General features: G+C 43.8%; 18 protein-coding genes and 1 tRNA gene. 8 read left to right on the top strand and 11 right to left on the bottom strand.

The window, feature by feature from the left end; translation table 11 throughout:
- The first annotated feature begins 44 nt into the window (after positions 1–44).
- Complete coding sequence (era, locus tag DWB79_RS02310; RefSeq protein ID WP_040859351.1) at positions 45–932, top strand: GTPase Era; 888 nt, start codon at positions 45–47, stop codon at positions 930–932.
- A gap of 422 nt (positions 933–1,354) precedes the next feature.
- Here era and DWB79_RS02305 read toward each other — a convergent pair whose 3' ends face one another.
- The 3 genes from DWB79_RS02305 to DWB79_RS02295 form a co-directional block, all read right to left on the bottom strand.
- Positions 1,355–2,152, bottom strand: coding sequence for a metal ABC transporter permease (locus DWB79_RS02305; protein WP_016522452.1), 798 nt, complete (start codon positions 2,150–2,152; stop codon positions 1,355–1,357).
- Positions 2,153–2,263: 111 nt separating this feature from the next.
- The gene (ygeW, locus tag DWB79_RS02300; protein WP_016522451.1) at positions 2,264–3,463 is read right to left on the bottom strand and encodes a knotted carbamoyltransferase YgeW; all 1,200 of its coding nucleotides are present in this window, start codon (positions 3,461–3,463) and stop codon (positions 2,264–2,266) included.
- 50 nt (positions 3,464–3,513) lie between these two features.
- Positions 3,514–4,860 (bottom strand): YgeY family selenium metabolism-linked hydrolase, encoded by a 1,347-nt coding sequence (locus DWB79_RS02295; protein ID WP_016522450.1) that lies wholly within the window; start codon positions 4,858–4,860, stop codon positions 3,514–3,516.
- 450 nt (positions 4,861–5,310) lie between these two features.
- Between DWB79_RS02295 and DWB79_RS02290 the strand changes: the two genes are divergently transcribed.
- Positions 5,311–5,517, top strand: coding sequence for a hypothetical protein (locus tag DWB79_RS02290; RefSeq protein ID WP_016522449.1), 207 nt, complete (start codon positions 5,311–5,313; stop codon positions 5,515–5,517).
- 128 nt (positions 5,518–5,645) lie between these two features.
- On the opposite strand, the gene DWB79_RS02285 is transcribed toward DWB79_RS02290, so the two are convergent.
- Positions 5,646–5,719: transfer RNA gene (locus tag DWB79_RS02285), tRNA-Val, on the bottom strand.
- Between the two features lie 551 nt (positions 5,720–6,270).
- A complete protein-coding gene (locus DWB79_RS02280) occupies positions 6,271–7,398 on the bottom strand; it encodes a glycosyltransferase family 4 protein (protein WP_016522448.1) in 1,128 nt (375 codons plus the stop codon).
- A 332-nt stretch (positions 7,399–7,730) separates the two neighbouring features.
- Between DWB79_RS02280 and DWB79_RS02275 the strand changes: the two genes are divergently transcribed.
- From DWB79_RS02275 to DWB79_RS02265, 3 genes are all read left to right on the top strand, one after another.
- A complete protein-coding gene (locus tag DWB79_RS02275) occupies positions 7,731–8,924 on the top strand; it encodes a DEAD/DEAH box helicase (protein ID WP_016522447.1) in 1,194 nt (397 codons plus the stop codon).
- Between the two features lie 238 nt (positions 8,925–9,162).
- Positions 9,163–10,116 carry a beta-ketoacyl-ACP synthase III gene (locus tag DWB79_RS02270; protein WP_016522446.1) on the top strand — a complete coding sequence of 318 codons (954 nt, stop codon included), beginning with the start codon at positions 9,163–9,165 and terminating at the stop codon, positions 10,114–10,116.
- 50 nt (positions 10,117–10,166) lie between these two features.
- The gene (locus DWB79_RS02265) at positions 10,167–11,135 is read left to right on the top strand and encodes an ACP S-malonyltransferase (protein ID WP_016522445.1); all 969 of its coding nucleotides are present in this window, start codon (positions 10,167–10,169) and stop codon (positions 11,133–11,135) included.
- A gap of 106 nt (positions 11,136–11,241) precedes the next feature.
- Here DWB79_RS02265 and DWB79_RS02260 read toward each other — a convergent pair whose 3' ends face one another.
- The 5 genes from DWB79_RS02260 to DWB79_RS02240 form a co-directional block, all read right to left on the bottom strand.
- Entirely contained in the window at positions 11,242–11,544 is a 303-nt protein-coding gene (locus DWB79_RS02260; protein ID WP_016522444.1) for a hypothetical protein, read from the bottom strand.
- 827 nt (positions 11,545–12,371) lie between these two features.
- Entirely contained in the window at positions 12,372–13,514 is a 1,143-nt protein-coding gene (locus DWB79_RS02255; protein WP_016522443.1) for a hypothetical protein, read from the bottom strand.
- Between the two features lie 65 nt (positions 13,515–13,579).
- The gene (locus tag DWB79_RS02250; RefSeq protein WP_016522442.1) at positions 13,580–15,913 is read right to left on the bottom strand and encodes a hypothetical protein; all 2,334 of its coding nucleotides are present in this window, start codon (positions 15,911–15,913) and stop codon (positions 13,580–13,582) included.
- 12 nt (positions 15,914–15,925) lie between these two features.
- A complete protein-coding gene (locus tag DWB79_RS02245; protein WP_016522441.1) occupies positions 15,926–16,669 on the bottom strand; it encodes a hypothetical protein in 744 nt (247 codons plus the stop codon).
- Between the two features lie 67 nt (positions 16,670–16,736).
- On the bottom strand, positions 16,737–17,846 hold the full coding sequence (locus DWB79_RS02240) for a hypothetical protein (RefSeq protein WP_016522440.1): 1,110 nt from the start codon (positions 17,844–17,846) through the stop codon (positions 16,737–16,739).
- Between the two features lie 276 nt (positions 17,847–18,122).
- Between DWB79_RS02240 and fabG the strand changes: the two genes are divergently transcribed.
- From fabG to fabZ, 3 genes are all read left to right on the top strand, one after another.
- Positions 18,123–18,869 carry a 3-oxoacyl-ACP reductase FabG gene (gene fabG, locus DWB79_RS02235; protein ID WP_016522439.1) on the top strand — a complete coding sequence of 249 codons (747 nt, stop codon included), beginning with the start codon at positions 18,123–18,125 and terminating at the stop codon, positions 18,867–18,869.
- Positions 18,870–18,884: 15 nt separating this feature from the next.
- On the top strand, positions 18,885–20,132 hold the full coding sequence (gene fabF, locus DWB79_RS02230; RefSeq protein ID WP_016522438.1) for a beta-ketoacyl-ACP synthase II: 1,248 nt from the start codon (positions 18,885–18,887) through the stop codon (positions 20,130–20,132).
- A gap of 257 nt (positions 20,133–20,389) precedes the next feature.
- Positions 20,390–20,812: a 3-hydroxyacyl-ACP dehydratase FabZ gene (gene fabZ / locus DWB79_RS02225; protein ID WP_016522437.1), complete on the top strand. Its 423-nt coding sequence runs from the start codon at positions 20,390–20,392 to the stop codon at positions 20,810–20,812.
- A 232-nt stretch (positions 20,813–21,044) separates the two neighbouring features.
- On the opposite strand, the gene DWB79_RS02220 is transcribed toward fabZ, so the two are convergent.
- On the bottom strand, positions 21,045–21,806 hold the full coding sequence (locus DWB79_RS02220; RefSeq protein ID WP_016522436.1) for an alpha/beta hydrolase: 762 nt from the start codon (positions 21,804–21,806) through the stop codon (positions 21,045–21,047).
- Positions 21,807–21,818 lie beyond the last annotated feature (12 nt).

The raw sequence follows: 21,818 nt of genomic DNA, 5'->3' as shown, positions 1-21,818 counted from the left end.
TTCGGTAATATCGAGCGGGACTATTAAATATGCCGGATAAAAAAATGCGGAGCGGCGTCGTATGTATTATCGGACGCCCCTCTGCCGGAAAATCAACATTTCTAAACAGTGTTTGCGGCGGGACAGTATCGATTGTTTCTGCACTGCCGCAGACCACGCGCAGCTCCGTCCGCGGTATCCTTACGGCGGAGCAGGGGCAGATTATCTTTCTTGATACGCCCGGTTATCATATCAGTGAAAAAAAAATAAACCGCCGTATGCAGCTTATTGCGGAAAACCGTCTCCAAGAGGCGGATGCCGTGCTGTATCTTATCGATGCATCGCGTCCGTTCGGCGAAGAAGAGCTGGCTATCTGTGCATTGCTGAAAAATAAACAAGATCGCTTGATTGCCGGTATTAATAAAACCGACAGTCCCGCAGCACGTCCGGGGCAAACCTGCTTGAGTGTGATGCAAGCCTTACCCGAACTACTCCAAGAGCGAATTTTCGAGCTGTCCGCGCAGGAAAAAACGGGACTAGAGCCCGTGCTTGCCGCACTGTTTGCTCTCCTACCCGAAGGTGAACTTTTGTATCCCGAAGACTTTTATACCGACCAGCCGGTGGATTTCCGTATTGCCGAAATTATCCGCGGGCAGGCAATCAGCCGCCTCTACGAAGAAATTCCCCATGCACTGTATGTTGATATTCAGGATATGGAGATGAAAAAGAACGGCAAGGAGCTTTTTGTCCGTGCTTTCCTGTGCGTAGAGCGGGAAAGCCAAAAGGCGATGGTTATCGGTAAAGGCGCAGCGATGATTAAAGCAATCAGGGTAGAATCCCAAAAAGAGCTGCGTAAAATTTTTCCCTATCGGGTACAGCTTGATTTACAGGTGCGCGTCGATAAAAATTGGCGCCAAAAAGACCGAGTGCTGCAGTCTGTGTTACAGGAATAGTACCACTTTTGAAAATATACTTTCCGTTAGCCTTTTGAAAATAGACTGTTGAGAAGCGTACATCCGTGTACGCTTCTCAACGACGAGATTTGTGCATATCACAAATCTCGCTTCTGTTAAATTTCACGGACATCCCTGTCCGTTCTGAAACCACAAGGCGCGAGCAAAAATAAAGCGCAGGCCTGTTGAACAGTGTACGTCCGTGTACACTGTTCAACGACAAGTTTTTCTCGCGAAAAACTTGCTGCTGTGTGGAACCACCGACGTCCTTGTCGGAAATGATACGTTGAGCGTTTTCAGCAGCGGCACGGATGCCGCTCGTATTAAGCAGACACAAGTTTGACACTGGTCAAACTTGTGTTCAGCGAAGTGCATGGACGTACTTCGCTGAACAAGTAACGAAGTAGATGCACCGTATATTTTCAAAAAGGACTTCGAAGCTTTTTGCGTATCAATACAAGCAGCAGCATAAAAACCGAAATAAGCGCGGTAAAGCCGCCGGGGGCGACGTTCAAATAGTACGAGCAGACAAGTCCGAGCATGATATCCGCGATCCCGAAGCAGATTGAGAAAAACACCGTCCGCTTAAAGCCTACGTGCAGCTGGAGCGCTGCTGCAACCGGCAGGGCAATCATCGAGCTGAGTACGAGAATGCCCACTATCTTGATGGAAACGGCAATTGTTGCCGCTACTAAAATCGAAAAAATATAATTGATTGTCTTTACACGGATGCCGATGACATACGCGATGTCTTCATCGAGCGTTATATACAGCAGCTTATGATACAGCACAGCCAATACGGCAACGGCAAAAAAGCTCAATACAATCACGGTGATAACATCGGAGGTTGAAACCGTTAAGATACTTCCGAACAAATAGGCTTCGGCATTGGTGCGTATCAACCCCGAACTCATCAAAGTTATGGCAATACCGACACTGAGCGAAAGGACGATGGAAAGGATGAGATCGCTGTATTCTTTAAAATAGTTTCGCAGCGCTTCGATGAGTGCACCTGCCGCAGAGGTAAAGGTAAAGGCTCCGATGATGGGATTGACACCGGTAACCAGTCCAAGCGTAATCCCCGTCAGCGATGCGTGTGCAAGGGTGTCTCCGATAAGTGAGTACCGCCGTAAAACAAGGAAAATACCGATTAACGGGCAGAGAATGCCGATAAAGAACGACACAATAAAGGCGTTCTGCATAAAAGCATATTTCAACATAGCGGTTATAGTATCAGATTTTATGGATAAGGGCTATCAGGGGGCGTTAAGGAGCGGAATACACAACCGAAGCTGCGTATTCTCAGCTCCTTAACGGTTAATTTTTAACTGCTACAGTCCGGTATGGCGGAGCGTTGCCCGCTTTTCCAGTTCTTCCAGCGTAAGCTGCGGATAGCGTACTTTTGCAAGGAAGATCATTGCGGCGATGATGTACGGCTTAAAGCTTGCTTGCTTGTAGAGCGGCACGCGGTAGCGGTCGAACACCGAACCGGCAACTTCACCTTCTTTGCAGCTGACACCGGTGATATCTGCCGGTAAGCAGTGCAGATAGAGTGCTTTACCGTCTTTGGTCAGCTTCATCATATCTTCGGTGCATTCCCAATCCTTGTGCTTGCCGTTCTGAGCGAGCAGCTCTTTTTCAAGCGCTTTGATACCGTCAAAGTCGCCTGCACCGTAGAGGTTCGTCCGTTTTTCCATTGCGGTAAAGGGCGCCCAGCTCTTGGGATACACAATGTCCGCATCTTTAAACGCTTCTTTCATGCTGTTGGTCTTGGTAAAGGAACCTCCCGATGCCTTTGCCTGTTTTCTCGCGACTTCTTCAACCTCAGGCATTACTTCATATCCTTCCGGATGTGCAAGTACAACGTCCATTCCCAAGCGAGAGAACAGGCCGATTGCTCCCTGCGGAACGGAAAGCGGTTTGCCGTAAGAGGGTGAATATGCCCATGTCATCGCGATTTTCTTACCCTTGAGGTTTTCCAACCCGCCGAACTCGTGGATGATATGGAGAGTATCCGCCATAATCTGAGTGGGGTGATCGATATCGCACTGCAAGTTGACAAGGGTGGGACGCTGTTCGAGCACGCCGTCCTTATTGCCTTCGGCAACCGCATTCATAAAAGTGTGCATGTAAGTATTGCCCTTACCGATGTACATATCGTCGCGGATACCGATAACGTCTGCCATAAACGAAACCATATTAGCGGTTTCACGGACAGTTTCTCCGTGGGCAATTTGAGATTTGCCTTCGTCCAAATCCTGTACTTCCAAACCGAGCAGGTTACAGGCAGATGCAAAGCTGAACCGTGTGCGGGTTGAGTTGTCGCGGAACAGCGAAATGCCGAGACCGCTTTCAAAAATCTTTGTAGAAATGTTTGATTCCCGCAAGGTGCGCAGCGCATCGGCTACCGTCCATGTTGCAAGAATTTCATCGAAGGTCTTTTCCCATGTAAGGAAAAAATCATTGTTGTACATTTTTTTAAAGCTCAAGCTATTGAGCTTTGTAATGTACGGATCCATAATCAAGGCCATAATTACTCCTATCTAGGCATCTCTAAAACTCGAAGTTCCTGAGACTCCTTTTATAACTTTTCAACGTATATGGACGGCAATGCGGCATATACGGCTGCGCAGGTTACCAAGTCCTGTTTCCACGTAATTTCGTTCGGGGCATGAGCCTGTGCTTCCGCGCCCGGTCCGAAACCGATACAGGGAACTTTATTCCGTCCCATGATGGAAACGCCGTTTGTAGAGAATGTCCACTTATCAACGAGCGGGCGTGCTTCGCGCATGGCAAGCTGATCTTTCGGGCCGATACGCTTATCACCGTATAAATTGTTATACGATTCGATCATCGAACGTGCAACGACGTGCTCTTTCGGCAATACCCATGTGGGGAAGAAGCATTCGATCGGGTATTGTTCTCCTGTCCATGAGGGCCGGTCGTAGTTGTACATCGAGACCGTTACGTCTTTTCCGTATTTTTTGACGGCGGGAAGCTGGCGGATTTCTTCCAAGCATGATTCCCATGTTTCTCCGGCTGTCATACGGCGGTCGAGCGAAACGGCGCAGGAGTCCGCAACGGCACAGCGGCTCGGGCTGGTATAGAAAATTTCGGAAACGGTAACGGTTCCGCGTCCGAGGAAGTTTGCTTCTTCCCATTCCTTGTTGTATTTTTTATCCAGCATTTTGACGAGCCCTTTAATTTCAGTGCCGTCAGCCGCATCGTTTTCATTCAACTTGCGTACTTCTTGCAGAATATCGGACATCTTGTAGATTGCGTTATCGCCGCGTTCCGGTGCGGAACCGTGGCAGGAAACGCCTTTAACATCGATGCGGATTTCCATACGTCCGCGGTGCCCGCGGTAGATACCGCCGTCGGTCGGTTCGGTAGAAACAACAAAGTCGGGCTTGCAGAGTTTTTCGTAACCGGGAACTTTGACGTCTTTTTTCAGGATATACTCCCAGCACATACCGTCGCAGTCTTCTTCCTGTACGGAGCCGACTACCATCGCGGTGTATTTATCGTTGAGGATGCCTAAGTCTTTCATGATCTTACAGGCATACATTGCGGAAACAACGCCGCCGGTTTGGTCGGAAACCCCACGTCCGCCGATGAATACATCATCTTCGAATCCTTCATAGGGGTCAAACTTCCAGTTGCTGCGGTTACCGATACCGACCGTATCGATATGACCGTCAAAACAAACGACATGCGGGCCGGTTCCCATCCATCCCATTACGTTACCGAGCGGATCGATCCATGTTTTTGTGAATCCGAGCTCATCCATTTTCTTTTGGATGCGCTTTGCTTTTTCCCCTTCATGGCTGCTTTCGCTGGGAAGGCGGATGATTTCACGAAGGAAGGCCGTCATGTCGGCCTTGTATCCTTCTGCAGCAGTTTTAATCTTGTTAAAATCCAAACTCATGCTTCCTCCTCTATCGTTTTTTCAAGCATATCGCTTGATACGATATTGATATGAAACCCGGCTCCCGTAACAATGTATTTATAGAAGGAACCTTAGGCTAATTTAATTATAGAAGTGAAAAATTCTTCTGTCAAGCATAATCTTCTAAAAATTTTTTAGCCATACTAATTCTTTTTTAGTTTTATAAAAAAGTCAACTGTTAGGAAGTTTTTGGCAGTCCTAGGGAGAATTAAACGCGCAGAAGGGTAGTATCTCTTGTGCCGACGATAGCCGATAGTCAATGGTTTGAGTGTCACAGAATGACAATATATAATGACACCCCTTTTTGGTTATGATATGCTGAAACCGAGACTCAAAAGAATATACTTCCCTTTATCAATAGCCTTCTCCAATGCACCGAAGTAACACAAACCCTAACACGAATTGACGGAGTAAGAAAGGAGACCGTAAGTGAAATATATAGATACATTGCTGCAAGACGTTTCTGTGGAATGGAAACCGCTGGGAGAAGTGGCTACTATCTATGGTTGGTTCACAGGGAAGAGCAAAACCGATTTTGAAAACGGAAATGCATTCTTTATTTCATACAAAAATATATTTGATAATATAGAAATAGACTTCAATAAGCTTGAAAAAGTGAAGATATATCCTATATGAGTGTTCTGATAGTTTTCTTGGTTTTAGCTATTACATGATAATCCATATATAAACTCCCTGCTTGACCTTTTAAAAATCAAGCAAAATCAATAGTTTGATAAGTCTATATATAGCAAGGAAAGGAACTATGGGCGCTGACGGGATCGAACCGCCGACATTTTGGGTGTAAACCAAACGCTCGTACCAGCTGAGCTAAGCGCCCTAATAACAGAGAAGACTATATATAAACCCGATAAAAATGTCAACAGGGTTGTTCCCATTTTATTCGTGCGGAGGGTTTAATACCTGCCGTTCCTCAACCGCCATGGATGGCATCGTTCAGGAATGAACGTCCGTGTTCATTCCTGAACATTGAGTTTTTCATTAGAAAAACTCAATACTGTTTACAACCACTGACATCCTGTCAGAGTAGCAATGGTGTGACAGAGCCACAACTTGAAGTCAAAACTATACACGGATGTATAGTTTTGACGGACGCTCTGCGTCGTAACAAAGAGTATTAAAGCCTGACTGCAACCACCTCGTCAAAAATGTACATCCTTGTACATTTTTTGACTGCGAGTTTTTTGCTTTGCAAAAAACTCGTTCCTGTTTGGAACAACCGGCATCCGTGCCGGATATCCCATACCGTGCGAAACATTGAGCAATACTCACAAGCCGCGTCGGGGTTGTTGATTCTGCGATTTACACCCTGTCTGAAGGGGAAGCAATTGTTTAAAATATTTCTGATGCGAGTGCTCTGATTATCATCAATTATCTAATAGTGTCCAAATAAGCGAGCGTTTCTTCAGCTGTTTTTTTCCAGCTGTATTGTTTTACCCATTCTATTCCGGCATCAATCAGTTTTTGCCGCCGTTCTTTATTTGTACCGGCGGTATCGTTAATAAGGCTGCCGATGACTGCGGCAATCTCTTCCGGCTTATCGGGTGCAAAATAACAAGTGCAGTCGCCTGCAATTTCCGGTAATGCACCTGCACGGACACATGCTGTCGGAATACCGCATGCCATCGCTTCGATTACCGGTAAGCCGACTCCTTCGACGGGAGAAGGAAACACACATAGGTCAGCAGCAGAATAGAGCAGGGGGAGATTTTCATGCGGAAAATATCCGGTAAGCAAGATATCCGATGCAAAGGGGGAGCGAAGGACAGCCTGATGCACCTGTTCTGCCTGTTCACCATCCGCGCCGGCAATCACCAATCGGTGTGGCGCTTTCGTTTTTTGTTTAAAAATTGAAAAAGCGTTAATCAGCTCAACATGGCGTTTTTCCGGATGAATAATCCGTGACGCATAAATGATATACGGACGCCGAATAGCAAAGGGTTTAATCATTAGCGCTTCTTGCGCTTGCAGATTATGTGGATGAAATAGGTCGGTATCGATTCCGTTATGGATAACCTGTATTTTATCTTCCGTGATGCCGTTTTTAAGTAGATTATTCTTGATATAGTTGCTAGGGCTGATGATCCCTTTGATGGATTTGAGCGTTAATTTTGATACAAATGACGATAAGTTTTTTAAATACCCTTGGGAGTTATCCCCAAGTATATTTTGCATGACCAGTACCGCAGGAACTTCAAAACGCATAGGTAAAAGTTTTGTTCCCGACGGGAATAAAACAATGTCATATTGCTGCTTACGGGCAAAGATATTAAAAGAAAGGCGGTGCCATGTCTGTTCCGCAAAAGCAGAATCTCCGACGGAGACGCAGGTATATTTGACCCCTTCAACGCCCGACGTATAGGTATATTTATCCAACTCGTGCCCGAAAAGCTGAATGCTGTGTTCGGTTTTGGGTAAGTTATGTACTAATGAAAGAATATAAGCTCCGATTCCCGACCTGCCGTGATCGCATCCGAACGTATCAATCCCTATTTTCAAAATAAGCCTCTTTTTTTAAGTATCTTAGAACAACCGCACCGGATAAATAAATCACAATCGCAGAATAATCGAGGCTGTGAGACCATCTGAACCGCAGTCCTTTTGAAATATGCGGCGCATCTACTGTGTCGTTACGTAAATTCCAATCCTCAACGTATCATAGATACGCCTGCGGTTGGAATTTCCTATACTCCTTGTATCTACACCGCCTCTTTCAAAAGGCTTACGGAGTAGCCTTCATTATTTTGCGGGGTGATTAAAAGACATCTGATGCGGTTAGCCTGCTGGATATCATTATAGCATTTACCGTAACAATATGCTATCCTTGCCGCATGACAGACTTTTTGGATTTGCCGCTGTATAAGCCGTTCGTTGAAACGCTGGCAGCCGGAGGGATTATACAGCCGACCCCTATTCAAGGAAAAGTGATACCGCTCGCCTTAGAAGGTAAAAGCGTCTTTTTTGAATCCGAAACCGGCACGGGTAAAACCTTTGCCTTTTTGTTGCCGCTTCTAACTCGGCTGATGCAGGATGAGAAAAAGACAACCGCTCCGCGTATTCTTATTTTAAGCCCGACGGTAGAACTCGCATCTCAAATAAAAGAAGCGGCTGCACAGCTGCAAAGAACTGATACTAAATGTTTTAAGACGCTGCTCTGTGTTGGCGGCAGCTCATTAAAACGGCAAATAGACGGATTAAAAGAAAAACCTGCCGTAATTATCGGAACACCGGCACGTATTTCCGATTTAATCGGGCTAAAGAAACTCAAGCTGCAAGAAATAGAGGCGGTAGTAATTGACGAAGCAGACCGCCAGCTTGCACGGGAAAGCAGAGGTGCACTGCAAATCGTTCTTGCAGCACTACCGCAGGATGTGCAGACGCTTGCGTGTTCGGCAACTTTTAACGGAAAAAATAGTGAATTGCTCAACAGTTTTTTGCGGCGTTCGAAAACGGCTGCATTACCGGAACATATTTCGATTGCAAATACGGGCGTGCTGCAAAAGTCCATCGAACATTGGGCGCTTTTTAGCGAGCGTCGGAGCAAAGCCGATACCTTGCGTGCACTGATCCATGCGTTGGACAGTATAACGGCGGATACCCCCAAAAAAATGCTTATTTTTACTGCACCTGCACAGGAAGTTGAAACCCTCGCGCAAAAGCTGCAATATAAAAAGATCAATGCTGTGCCGTTATATGGTAAACTCGAAGGTTCCGAACGAAAACAAATTATTGCACGGTTCAGGTCGGGTAAAACGCGGATATTGATTACCAGCGATTTATCCGCGCGCGGACTTGATATTGCCGATATTGACTACATAGTGCAGATGCAGCTTTCAAAGGATGCGGATGTTTTTATTCATCGCGCGGGCCGTACCGGCAGGGCGGGGAAGAAAGGCGTTAATATTGTTATCGGAGATGAATACGAGCTGTGTATTTTACAAGGCATCGAGAAGAAGCTCGGTATAACGGTGTATCCCAAAATCCTCACCGGTGGAAAAATCGAATCTGCTGCAGAAAACGCATAGGACAGCATTCCCCCTCAGCTGAGTAAGTCAAATGAGCGAAGTGACTATGACTGTTAAGAACAACCTTTCCGCTGGCCTTTTGGCAATGCAGATGTGCCGTATATTTGCAAAAGGGGAAGGTTGACAGCATGGAATTAAAAAATATACTAGTCTAATATAGACTGTATCGAAATACCTAACGCAACCGGCTTTAAATACAGTTCTAAGTTTTTTCTTAATTTATTATTGGAGATAAAATATGGCTATTGTTATTCAGGGATTGGGTAAAGCCCTTCCCTTAAAAGAGATGAAAAATACCGATTTCCCGCCGGAGCTCGGTACATCGGATGAATGGATCAGAAGTCATACCGGTATTGGAGCACGCCGGATTGCCGGTGCAGACGAAACGAGCGCATCGTTGGCATATCAGGCGTGTATGGATGCGCTTAAAAACAGCAAAACGCCCGATCCCGTAACACCGGACAAAATCGACCTTATTATTTGCGGTACTGCAACGCCCGATTTTCCGGGATCTCCGTCAAATGCCTGTCTCATTCAAAACAAGCTGCAAGCCGTACATTCAGTGTGTTTCGATCTGACGGCAGGGTGTTCCGGCTTTATCTATGCGCTGGACACGGCGGCGAGTATGATGGAACGGCACCATTGGCGTTTTGCGCTTGTATGCGGGGCGGAGGTACTTAGTCGTATTATGGACTGGACTGATCGTTCTACATGTGTTTTATTCGGCGATGGGGCTGGCGCAGCATTGCTTGAAAACACATTTGAACCTTCCGGTCTGGGACTTTGCACTACTATACTCGGCACTGACGGAACAGGGGCAGATAAGCTCTACATTGCACCAGACCGCCGTGTACACATGAACGGCAGGGCAGTATACGATTTTGCTGTCAGCCATATTACCGAAACGGTGAAAACGCTGCTTGCAAAGGAACACTTGAAAGCCGACGATCTTGATTTAATCGTATGCCATCAGGCGAACGAGCGGATACTGGAAGCTGCATCAAAACGGCTTAAAATCGACTTCGGTAAATTTGTCCGTAATATTGAAAACTACGGAAACACCTCGGCGGCCTCTATCCCCATCACCCTTACCGAGCTGATAGAACAGGGAAAGCTGCATGGAGGTATGACCATACTGATTACCGGTTTCGGCGCGGGGCTGACATGGGGCGGCGCTATTATCCGGTTCTAATGTCTAATACAATTTTAAGACTACTATAACTGTATTATAGAAGGAAAATAATGGATTATATTTTTTTGTTTTCGGGACAGGGTTCTCAGTTTAAGGGAATGGCTGAAGATATCTGTAAGAAATACCCGTCAGCCCGCACCGTCATCGATGAGATGAGCAAGGCTTCGGGAGAAGATATCGCTTCTTTCTTGTGGAACACGAAACCGGAAGAACTTGCACGCAGCGACCGGAGCCAGATTGCAATCACCGCGATGCAGGCTGCAATTATTACAGTCTTGCAGGAACACGGTATTACGCCGGCCGCCGCCGCAGGGTTCAGCCTAGGCGAATTTTCAGCGTTGTATGCCGCAAAGGTCTTAGACCTTGTAACGATGACAAAACTGGTAACTTTGCGCGGAAAAATCATGCAGAAATACTGCGAAAAACTCGATGAGCAGAGTAAAGCGTCCGGCAGTGGGTGCGGTATGGCGGCGGTACTCAAACTTGATCCTGAGCGGATTGTCGAAATTTTGAAACCGTATTCCGATCCTGCAACGGGGATTGTCTTTGCGGCAAATTTGAATAGTCCGATGCAAACCGTTGTATCGGGAACAGCCGAAGGGCTTGATGTCGCAGAAAAACTCTGCAAGGACGCGGGGGCAAAACGCTTTGTCCGGCTTGCGGTAGCGGGGCCGTTCCACTCGCCGTTGATGCGCGGTGCTGCCGAAGAATTTTCCGCGGTGCTGCATGATGTTCCGTTCAATGATCCCGTCATTCCGATTTTTTCAAATGTTACCGGAAAACGGCTTTTAACCGGCGAAGAAGCGAAAAAGAACGCCGTGCTACACCTAACGCATCCCGTACATTGGCTTGAGGAAGAGCGGGAAATTGCATCGTTAATCGGAACGGCGGAACGTCCGCTATTGGAAATAGGGCCGGGCATGACGCTGTGCAATCTGTGGAGGGACAGCGGCTGCGCAGGAAACTGCCGCCCCACCGGTACCGTGGAACAGCTGACTGGTGTGATACGGGGGGAGTAAGCTACAACGAGAAAGAGAAGGCTGTTTTACACAGTCTTCTCTCGACTGTGCTCTGCATTGAGGGTGTTGCATTTACTAAAATACATCTGATAAAGGCGGCTTGTTTTTAACCTTCATACTTTTCGTTAAAAAAGTATTCGAGCGGTTCTGTTTTGTTGACGCCTACGAATGAAACTGAAACTTCAGTATAATCAGTTATCGAAAAATCTTTATGCCTGCCGTCGGATATTTTTAAATTGGAACTGCTGAGTGTCGCTTTTAACTCTTTTCCTGTTTTTGTAATAAGCGTAAATACCAAATCAGGTGGAGAATCATATTTATCGTAAAAACGGTATGACGCCAAATGACAGTGTTTTCCTTTTTCCAAATTTCCTTTATACAGGTCATTTGTTTCATAATCACGGTACATTAAATCTTTTATAACTGCCGAACTGTTATTGGTAACGGTGAGTATATATAACTTTTCCAGTTGTTTTACGGTATATTTTTTGTCATATATGGTAATATCTGTGTTATTATTAATGACAAGGTCTCTTTCTTTACCTTTTCAAGCACAATAAGTTCGTGCGTTCTGACATCTTTGCGAATTCCTTGTGCATAAGAGTCCGGCATATATGAGTAATCTGACCAGCTCACTTCAAAATGAATATATCCATTTATGCCTTTTCGTAGTTCTTCGGTGAATGAAGCGCTAATTCCGATCCTGACAGAATTAGCATTTTTTTTTCATAGAACATTTCATACCATATAAAACATACTAGCTATATATGAAAATAAAAATAGAACCGGCAGCGAGTAATGCTTACTGCCAAAAAATCGAAATATCATAAATGTATCGTGTCAACAAAAACATACGATAAAAGATACAATAAACCTGTTCGATAACTTTGTTTTCGAACAGGTTTAATAAATAAAAAAATTATTCAGAAAGGAAATAGCGTTACAAATAAAAAACTTAATTCAACGTTACTAAGATTATCTAAATCAAGATAGATCCTTTCCTAAAAAGTGTGTAAATGTCTGCTTATATATTAACAAAAGGAATCCTTTTGCTAAATCATACGGTAAATTGATTAACGGAAATACCCCAACAGTCTATTCAAATAAACTTTTAAGAGTAACAGCTGCTGTTGTGCCTTCCTTTACAACTAACGTATAATCATCAATCGCAAATTCGTAAGGCTTATTACCGCTCACTTCAATCTTCTTCGCCGTGCTACCGATACAGAAACGGTTTTAATACAATGAAGAAAGCTTAACAGGCGTATTTTTTCCATCTTCTACTACCATTGTTGTGTCCGTAAGAGTTATCAAACGCGATGTTCCTTTTTTCAGGAGTATTTTTTCAGCAGTTCTTACAGTAACCCTCTTCCCAAGCGTACCGCTACCAAATTCAAATATAATATACTCTTCGCTTGTACTCCAAAACGTCTTTATCTTATATTCATTGATGCCTAAAACATGGCCGCCGTATACAAAAGATTCATCTCCATATTTGACCTCATACAAATTACGGGTAGTGCCGTTTTCAATTTTGAGAAGCGTATCATTTTTTAATAACTCTGAAATATGAAGAGCTTTGTCATCACTCTCACCGATTTTTACAACCTCTGTCCTATCATCTATAACAATTTCTTTTGCTTCATTTTTTTCAACAGAAAATTTTTCTTTAGTTCTTACCTTATACACCGCACAGCTGTAGTTTTCACCGTGTTCGGTATCCGTCTTGTCATTTGTAACATGATGGTCGCGTTCATGTATTGAAAAATAAACGTATCCATCACAGGGTTCGGTAAAGGCTTGAAGAACTGCAACCCCCTTATTAAATTCTCCGTTTTCTTGTGCAAATATTTTTTCGGCGAATTTTACTTCTTTTAACATACGCGAAGTTTCATTTTTAATTGACACTGTAGTCGAATCTTCATATAAGCTTGAAAGTGTTACAGGTGTATTAGTACCGTTTACTACCACCAGCGTATTATCTGTTACAGTAAACAATTTTGTTTTTCCGCTTTCGGTTGCAATAAGCTCACTAGTACGCACATCATATTTTTTACCTATCCAACCGAATTTTTTACTATACTCTTTTGAATACACGGTGAAACGTAAAAAACTATTCGATTCTTCTGTAAAGTCTTTTACACACGATTTGCCTATAGATAAACATTCAACGTAAGCAAGTTCATCGGTTGAAAAACTTATACTGTCATAATCAGCAAGGGTAAGATGACGAGAACTTTGATTCGTAATTTTAAGCTGCGTCTTATTTCCTTTCTCTTGTGTTTTATCCCCATTATCCGGTTTCGGTGAATTCAACGGACACCCGGCAAATAAACAGACAATTAAAGTTGCCGTAAGAAACGGTAATATTTTTTTCATGGTATTCCTCCTGAATTTAAGTATTTAATACGCGATATCCGTAACAGACGGTGCGGGTATAGTTGTTATTCATTCCAATCTTTAAGCGGTGCTTCGATAGACATTGGTGTATCATAATACTTTTTTATAAACGTATCGTCTGATATAATAAAAGTGTTTTCCTCTCCCTGAATAAGATGTATACTTTTTACTGTTTTAACAATTTTCCATTTTTTGACTGTTTTATATAACCGTTGTATAAAGAACTCTATATTTCCCTCAACATCATTATCAAATTCATACACCTTGCTGTTAGATTTATGAAACCACTCATTATTATCTCTTCCACCCGGTCCATAATTACCTGCATAACATACGTATCTGAAAGATTCCGATGAGTAATTCTTAATGATAAGTTTTGATTTACCGGTTAAAAAATTACTAATTGTAAGACTTCCACCACTTTCTTCAACAATGAGTTTTGTAGCATCAGTAATACTAAACTCAATGCTATCATCCGCAGTAAGTTTAATCGTTTCTTCTGTTTTAACTTTTACTTTCTTTTTAGGTGTTTGCAGTTCAAAAGAGATAGGGAGTGCTGTATCTTTAATGTCCCAATACTTTAATGCATTACCAGCATCTCCATCACTTTCTATCGTAAGATCACCGAAATCGCGATCTCCGTACTTTACATTATATAGTTTGACGGAAGCACTGTTTGTTATTTCTAAGGTTGCAGCATGCAGCACTTTATCTACGGTAGTAGAATCTTGAGCTCCGGAAGGAATAACAGCAGTGGCATCGGTTATGGTAAAAATTTTTTCTTCACCTGAATTAATCGAAATTTTTTTGACAGTCTTAACGGTAATGTCGTTATTTCGTATTTTAAAAGTAAGGTGATCTTGTACCGGTTTAGTGAACTCTACTTCCCACTTGTCGTTTTGAGATACTACCAATGATGTATCTGCCTTCTGTTCTGCATATTGGAAATTCGACAATTTAGCCGTAGTTCCATTCACAACAGTTAAGCTGCTTAATCCGATTACCTTGCCTATTGTAGTTGTAATACCTGTTTCTACATCGATAACTTTCGTTTTATTGGTAAAGGTAAATTTTGTTTTGTCGGAATTTGCAAGTACAATGGGCTCTACTGTTTTAAGTCTTATCAATTTCTCCGGTAATTTTATATCAAATGTAATTTGTGTTGCAGTTGTCGTAAAATCCCAACAATCAACTTGTTCCCATGGTGCTTCCTCTGCTTTACCGTCATAAGCGGCAATGGTTCCGGCATTATAATTATCATACGTAACATTAAGCAGCTCTGCGGAGGATTTATTGGTTATATCCAATAGGGCAGCTTCTACCAGTTTTTGTAATTTAAGCACTTTCGTAAGATCGTCTCCCGTCGTAGGCGCTTCTTCATCAGGATATTTCACTGCCACTACAATCACATCCATATTATTATCTATGGTTATCGTTTTTTCTTCTTTGCTTGCTACAGCGATTTTAGCGCTTGTTTTAACCTTAAAAGTTACAAAAGTTGCCTTTACATAAAATGTCAGATAGTCATCAATGCCATCTTGCAGTTCAAGTTTACAAGTTCCATTTTGCGGTACTGCGGTTGTATGTATTATCTCTCCGTAATGTATGCCCGAAATTTCATCAGCAGAACTGTGATTAATAATATTTAGCACACTACCTCCTAACAGCTGCCGTATTTCTTCCGGTTCCGTTTTCCCTTCCTGTACTGCTAATGTGGTATTGGTGATATGCACTTCCTTTGCTTTACCGATTTCTATTGTAACCGTATCTTTCAATGTAAGACTAACGGTAGTATTGTCTTTTTTCTTCAACAGTGTGAATGTGAGCGCATGCTGCATATTGTCTCCGAATGTCGTTTCCCATTCTTTACCGGAAGCAATAGTCTTTTTATATGTTTTGCCGCCATAACTTATTTCGGTTACATTCCAAGCTGTTTCATTGTACACTTTTAAGATGGCAGGTTTTATCAGGCTCAAAAGTTTGATCGGTTGGGTTTGCCCTGTTTGAATTACTAATGTATTGTCAGTTATCGCAAATATTTCCGTTTTTCCTTTTTCAACAATAATTGTATTATTTGACCTTACAGCGAAAGACGTCTTTTTTATTTCATCATACAAAGTGAAATAGAGATAACTGTTTGCTTTTTCTACAAGCTGTACTGTACAACTTTCTCCAGCAGGTAAAAATTCTTCTGAAAGATTCACTGCTTGACCATTGTATTTTATATTCTTGATGGAAAAAGATGATTGATTTTTAATAGTCAATACGGTGTGTTGTTCTTGCTCTGTATTGTTTTTTTTAACATCATTCTGCATCCGACAGCCCGCAACGAGAACAAGTATCCCCGCTATTATCGGTATAATAGTATATTTTTTCATCGCTATCTCCTTTTAATATGCGATATCCGTAACAGACGGTGCGCTTACGTCCGTTCCATTGCATTGAAAACCGTAGACTTTCCCACGTTCAAGTAAAAACGGTACGACGGTAATGGTGTTTGCACTGTCGGTAACAAAAAATTTAAGCGCCTGCATTGTTTCGGAAGTTTCAAGATCGGAAATATTCAGCTCGTAAAAACCGAATTGACCGCTTGCTAAGTTTAATTCTTCGGTGCCGAGTTTCTTTAAGTAAGAACTGCCCTGTAAAACCTGAAAACTTTTGCTCCCCGTATTCTGCACTTTGATGTAGCAATGTATAAATTTCAGTTGACCGCTTGCAGGTTGAGAAATCGTTTTTGTGTAGGTTTCATCTTTTTTTAGTACAAATGCGATATTGGAAATGTCCCGCTTTGCCTGCACATACAAGGGGGCGCCTGTACCGGAAGTAAAGGTATCGGCAAGCTGTACGTTATACCGCAGATAAAACACATCTCCGATTGTTTGGTCGGCGCTCGGCGGTAGCTTTACTTTTTCCGTAGCGCCTGCATTAACCGTTACAAGCGGGGTTGCCGATGTATCGGACGCCGAAGGATTAATATTTCTATAAATATCAACTTTAAAAGACGATTCATTAAAGAAGTTTACGGTTACGCTGTTAATGTCTTGCCCCTGATTGTTTTTCTTTCCCATGTTGGGAGTATTGCATGCGGCAAAACACATAGCGGCTGCAAGATAGCATAATAGTTTTTTATACATAGCATATCCTTACGCTTGTTCTATGTAAAAGTATTGCCGCCTTGCTTAAAGGCGGCAACGTACGAGCTTACAGCCCGAACAATTTATCGATATCAACCTTTCCTTTTTCTTCTATTGCTTCCAGCGTTAAGTTATCCGCTTCTGTACCCTTAATAGTAATGGTGTATTTTGTATCAAGCTGATAGGTATATTCAGGCAAGGTATTGGGAAATAGCGCTGCACCGATGCGTAACGTGCTCATCTTAAAGCTGTCGGGATACGAACCGTCCGCACCTTTTTGAAACGCGACAAAGAAGGTCGCTTGACTTCCGCTCTTAATCCCTTTAATACCCAACGATGTTTCAAATTCCGTAGAGCCTTTGGTAAAGCGTACTGCAGTATTTGATTGATTGTTGATTGTTAAATAAAATCCGCCGGAAGAAAGCTGCATCGCCGTAGCATCCCAGAGGTTACCTATATTCCACGTATCACTATCGGTAATGGCAAAATCGACCGAAAATGGCTTTTTAGTCGTTTTAAATTTAGGAACAACGCTGTATATTTCGTTATCACGTGCAATATATTTTTTGAACACAGGGTAGAGTGTATAGTCACCCGGATTCATGTTCAGTACGGTATTTGCCGTATATGCGCCTGTATAACCAAGTACTTCGCCTTCGGGAGAATTTACTCTGATTTCAACATTGAAGGGGGAATTGTTTTGCACCGTCAGTTTTGCCTTACCGCCGGAATTGCTGCTGATGGTATACACTAAATCGTTCGTGCCTGTTTTATTATAGAAAGCATATACGCTTGCAAATGGTGAGTTCTTTACGGCAGATAAATTATCTTTGTTCTCGTTATAGACTTTTTCGGTTAAGAAAAGCAGGGCAAAATCTCCCGTTTCACCGAACAAAGACGGATCTTTTTTTAAACCGTGGTTACTTGCGTGAGCTGGAACACCGCTGATAAGCGAACTCGGTTCAATAGAACCCTTAAAAGCAACAAGCCGTTCTCCCGTATTGTTCTTTACGGAAACGGAACGAGGCGAAAAGCTTTCAAACGATACTGTGTTTGTGCCCGGTGTGTTTCCCTGATTACTGTCCTTGCTTTTGTTGCCGAATGCATTACCGCAGGCTGCAGATAAGAGCGCTGCTGCGGTACATAGGATAGCAAGACATAGACTTTTCTTTTTCATTCACTAACTCCTTGTTCTACATATAGTAGACGATTAATTTTTTGCTGCCTTGTAAAGGCCATTCTGTCCAAACCATCGATACCTCATAAACAAAGCGCTTATACAAAAACAGCAATTCCCTTCCATAATACCCCCCCCCCCCCTCAAAAGTCAAGAGGAAATTTTCAAAAAAATTGATATAAATTGATATTTTACAAAAATCCCTGCCATTGCCAAAAGATACAAATCCGGTTTACAATGCCCCATATTTACAAGCACATTTACATTGAGGTTTATATGTTATTACAAGGGAAAAAAGCATTGGTAACCGGTTCTTCACGCGGAATCGGGAGAGAGATAGTCCGTCGCTTTCTGGAAGAAGGAGCTGAGATATGGGGGCTTTGCACAAAACCATCGCAAGGAAAGGCGGAAATGGAAGCCTTCGCCGCACAGCACAATAGCGTATTCCACGAGATATACGCCGACTGCGGAAATGCCGAAGAACTGACCGCTACGGTAAAAGAGGCGCTCAAGCAATCCGGTGGATTCCATATTTTAGTCAACAACGCCGGAATTACGCGGGACGGACTGTCGTTCCGTATGCCGCAGGATGATTGGGACGCTGTATTGCGCGTCAATTTGACTGGGGCTTTTTTAACATCGCAAATTGTCTCTTCCGATATGCTGCGGAAGCGGGAAGGTTCCATTATCAATATGGCCAGTATCGTCGGTCTGCACGGACAAGGCGGGCAGGTTAACTATGCGGCAAGTAAGGCAGGCTTAATCGGTATGACCAAAAGCCTTGCAAAGGAGATCGGCAGCAGAGGGGTGCGTGTCAATGCGATTGCGCCCGGCTATATCGAAACGGATATGACTTCGTCATTACCGGAAGATATGCGGAAGAATTGGATAGAAACGGCTATTCCTCTAAAACGCGGAGGTACGCCGCTTGATGTTGCAAATGCGGCTGTCTTTTTAGCATCCGATTTATCCGTGTATATTACCGCGCAGGTACTCGGTGTAGACGGCGGTATGGGCGCCTAATTGAAGGAGAACATAATGAGAAGAGTTGTAATTACCGGACTTGGCGCCGTTTCCGCTTTGGGAAATACGGTTGCGGAAATATGGGAAGGAATAAAAGCAGGCCGCTGCGGAATCGATAAGATTACCGTCAACTACGACCCCGGAGATGATAGGGTTAGAATTGCGGCTGAATGTAAAGAGTTTGATCCTGCCGCGTTTATGGATAAAAAGGATGCCCGTAAGATGGCGCGCTTTTCGCAGTTTGCAGTGGCGGCCGCGGTACAGGCAGTCGCAGATGCCGGACTTTCAAAAGAAACGATAGAGGGCGACCGTACCGGTGTGATGATCGGAAATGGCATCGGCGGTTTTGAAATCCATGAAAGTTCGTTCAAAAAATACTTTGAAGCGGGTCACTCGCGGATACCGCCTCTCGCTATTCCGCTGCTCATTCCGAACGAGGCAGCAGGCAACGTCAGTATGCATTTCGGACTGCACGGCGTTTCGTGGACAATTACGACGGCCTGTGCTTCCAGTACCGACGCTTTGGGCAATGCACTTGATTTAATCCGTTCGGGTAGAATGGATATGTGTCTTGCAGGAGGAACCGAGGCCGCAATTACAGGGTTCGGTATCAATGCGTTCAGCGTACTGCAAACGCTCGCGTCGGACTATAACGATGAACCGCACAAAGCCTGCTGCCCCTTTGATAAAAAGCGCTCGGGTTTTGTGATGGGGGAAGGCGCAGGTATACTCATTCTTGAAGAATACGAACATGCAAAGAAGCGTGGGGCAAAGATATATGCGGAGCTTGCAGGCTACGGCGGCTCCTCCGATGCATATCATCTGACCAGCCCCGACCCTTCCGGTATCAGTGGCGCTTTGGCGATGACGAAGGCCTTGGAAGACGCGGGGGTAAAACCGGAAGATGTGCAGTATTATAACGCGCATGGAACATCTACTCCGATCAACGACCCCTCCGAAACCGCGATGATTAAAAAAGCTTTCGGGCAACATGCGTATAACCTGAAAATTTCTTCCACGAAGTCGATGATTGGACACTGTTTGGGAGCTGCCGGCGCGTTGGAGGCAATTATCTGCGTAAAAGCAATTGGAGAAGGCTTCTGTCCGCCCACCGTGAACTTAACGGAACCTGATTTGGAAGCAGGGTGCGATTTGAATTACCTGCCGCAAAAAGGCGTTTCCTGCACAATCGATTGCGCCGCATCCGGTTCGCTCGGTTTCGGCGGCCACAACGGCGTGTTAGTGTTCAAAAAAGTAAAATAAGGGAGAACGTATGGCAACCGTACTATGAATTTTTCAAGCGGTTGCCTTCCTTTTGTGAGAAATTTTAAATAAAATTTCTCACTGTTTATTTTAGACGAAGGGCAAACGCATCAGACAAATAGGTAAGAATCGCAGAATATATGGAGATTGTGAGACCATTTGAACCGCGAAGTGGTTCAACTCTGGTTGAACAATCTCCATTATTCTGCGGGACTATCAAAAAATAAGCTGATGCATTTACCCTAAAGGAGAAAACGATGACAAAAGATATTGAAGCTTTGCTTCCGCACCGGAAGCCGTTTTTGTTTGTCGATGAAATTATCCGTGCCGACGATGAGGGCAGCGAAAGTCGGTATACCTTTAAGCCGGAGGAGTTCTTTTTTAAGGGACATTTTCCCGAATATCCGGTAGTGCCCGGTGTCGTGTTAGTTGAAACAATGGCTCAAGCAGGCGGCGCCGCCCTGAGTTCAATGGGTAAGTTTGAAACAGGTGCGCTGTTCTTTTTGGCGACTATTGACAAGGTAAAGCTCCGTGCACAGGTACGCCCGGGAGATACGGTACGCATCGAGGTAAAAAATTTGCGGGTTTCATCCCAGATGATTAAACAATCCGGTAAAATCTATAACGGTGATGCTGTCGCTGCGGAAGCGGAGTGGATGTGCCTTGTCGGAAAGGCCTAGTTTCCTTTTGAAAATATACGGCACATTTCCTTTGACAGAATCTTCGTGGTTATCGCAGTAGCAGGGACTGTCTAAAAGCTGAAAGCCTATCGGTTTTTTCCTGTAAGGTTATATCCGCTAAAGCGGATTGCGAAACAGTTTTTGGCGGTTCCCTTGTTATTAAATAGCGTATACAGATATACGCTGTTTAACAAGCTATATTCAAAAGGCTCACGGAAATGAGCAAAATACGTTATCTATTCAAAAACTCGATAATACGCTGTGCTACCAATTCACGCTCGACATCATCGGTAACGATATGACTGCTTTCTTCCAAGATGACATACTCATTTGGCGCCTTGAGCAGCCGGTCGATGAGTTCTTTTTCCTTAAACGGTACCGACTGATCCGATTTTGATAAAACCGTTATCACCTTTGAACGAATGTTCGGAAGCTGCTGAATAGCCATCTTCTGCAGTTTGTACAAGTCTGCAGCCTTTCCGACGTAATCATAGTTGCAATAGTCTTTGACGCAATCATAGTATTCAGGTTCTTTATAAAAAGTTGACCCTTCCGTCGGAATAGTTTGTACAAAGTATTTTAAGTATGGCGTCAGTTTGATTCGCGAATCGGCGGCCATAAACGCTGGTGCACAAAGGAAGATTTTTTCAGGTTGAAATTTTGCTGCAAGGAGCGCAGTCAACACGCCGCCCATCGAAAGACCACCGATATATACCGTCTGATATGCGTCGGATAAATCGAGGTATTCGTCATACACGCGCCGCAGCCAATCCTTCCACGAACTTGCGATAAAGTCCTCTTTGTTTGTTCCATGCCCCGGCAGGCGCGGAATCGATACGGTGTATCCCGCCTTATGCAGCTGAGAGCCGAGCCAGAGCATTTCCCGCGGAGAGCCCGTATACCCATGTATCAACAAAATAGCTTTATCTCCGCCCTGAAAAAAATGAGGTTTTGTGAACCGATTTATTTTTGCCGGATTATTATCGTAAAACATCTGAAGCTCCTA

This window comes from Treponema medium (genome assembly GCF_017161265.1).
Lineage (GTDB): Bacteria > Spirochaetota > Spirochaetia > Treponematales > Treponemataceae > Treponema > Treponema medium.
This window is presented reverse-complemented; position numbering and strand designations above follow the sequence as displayed.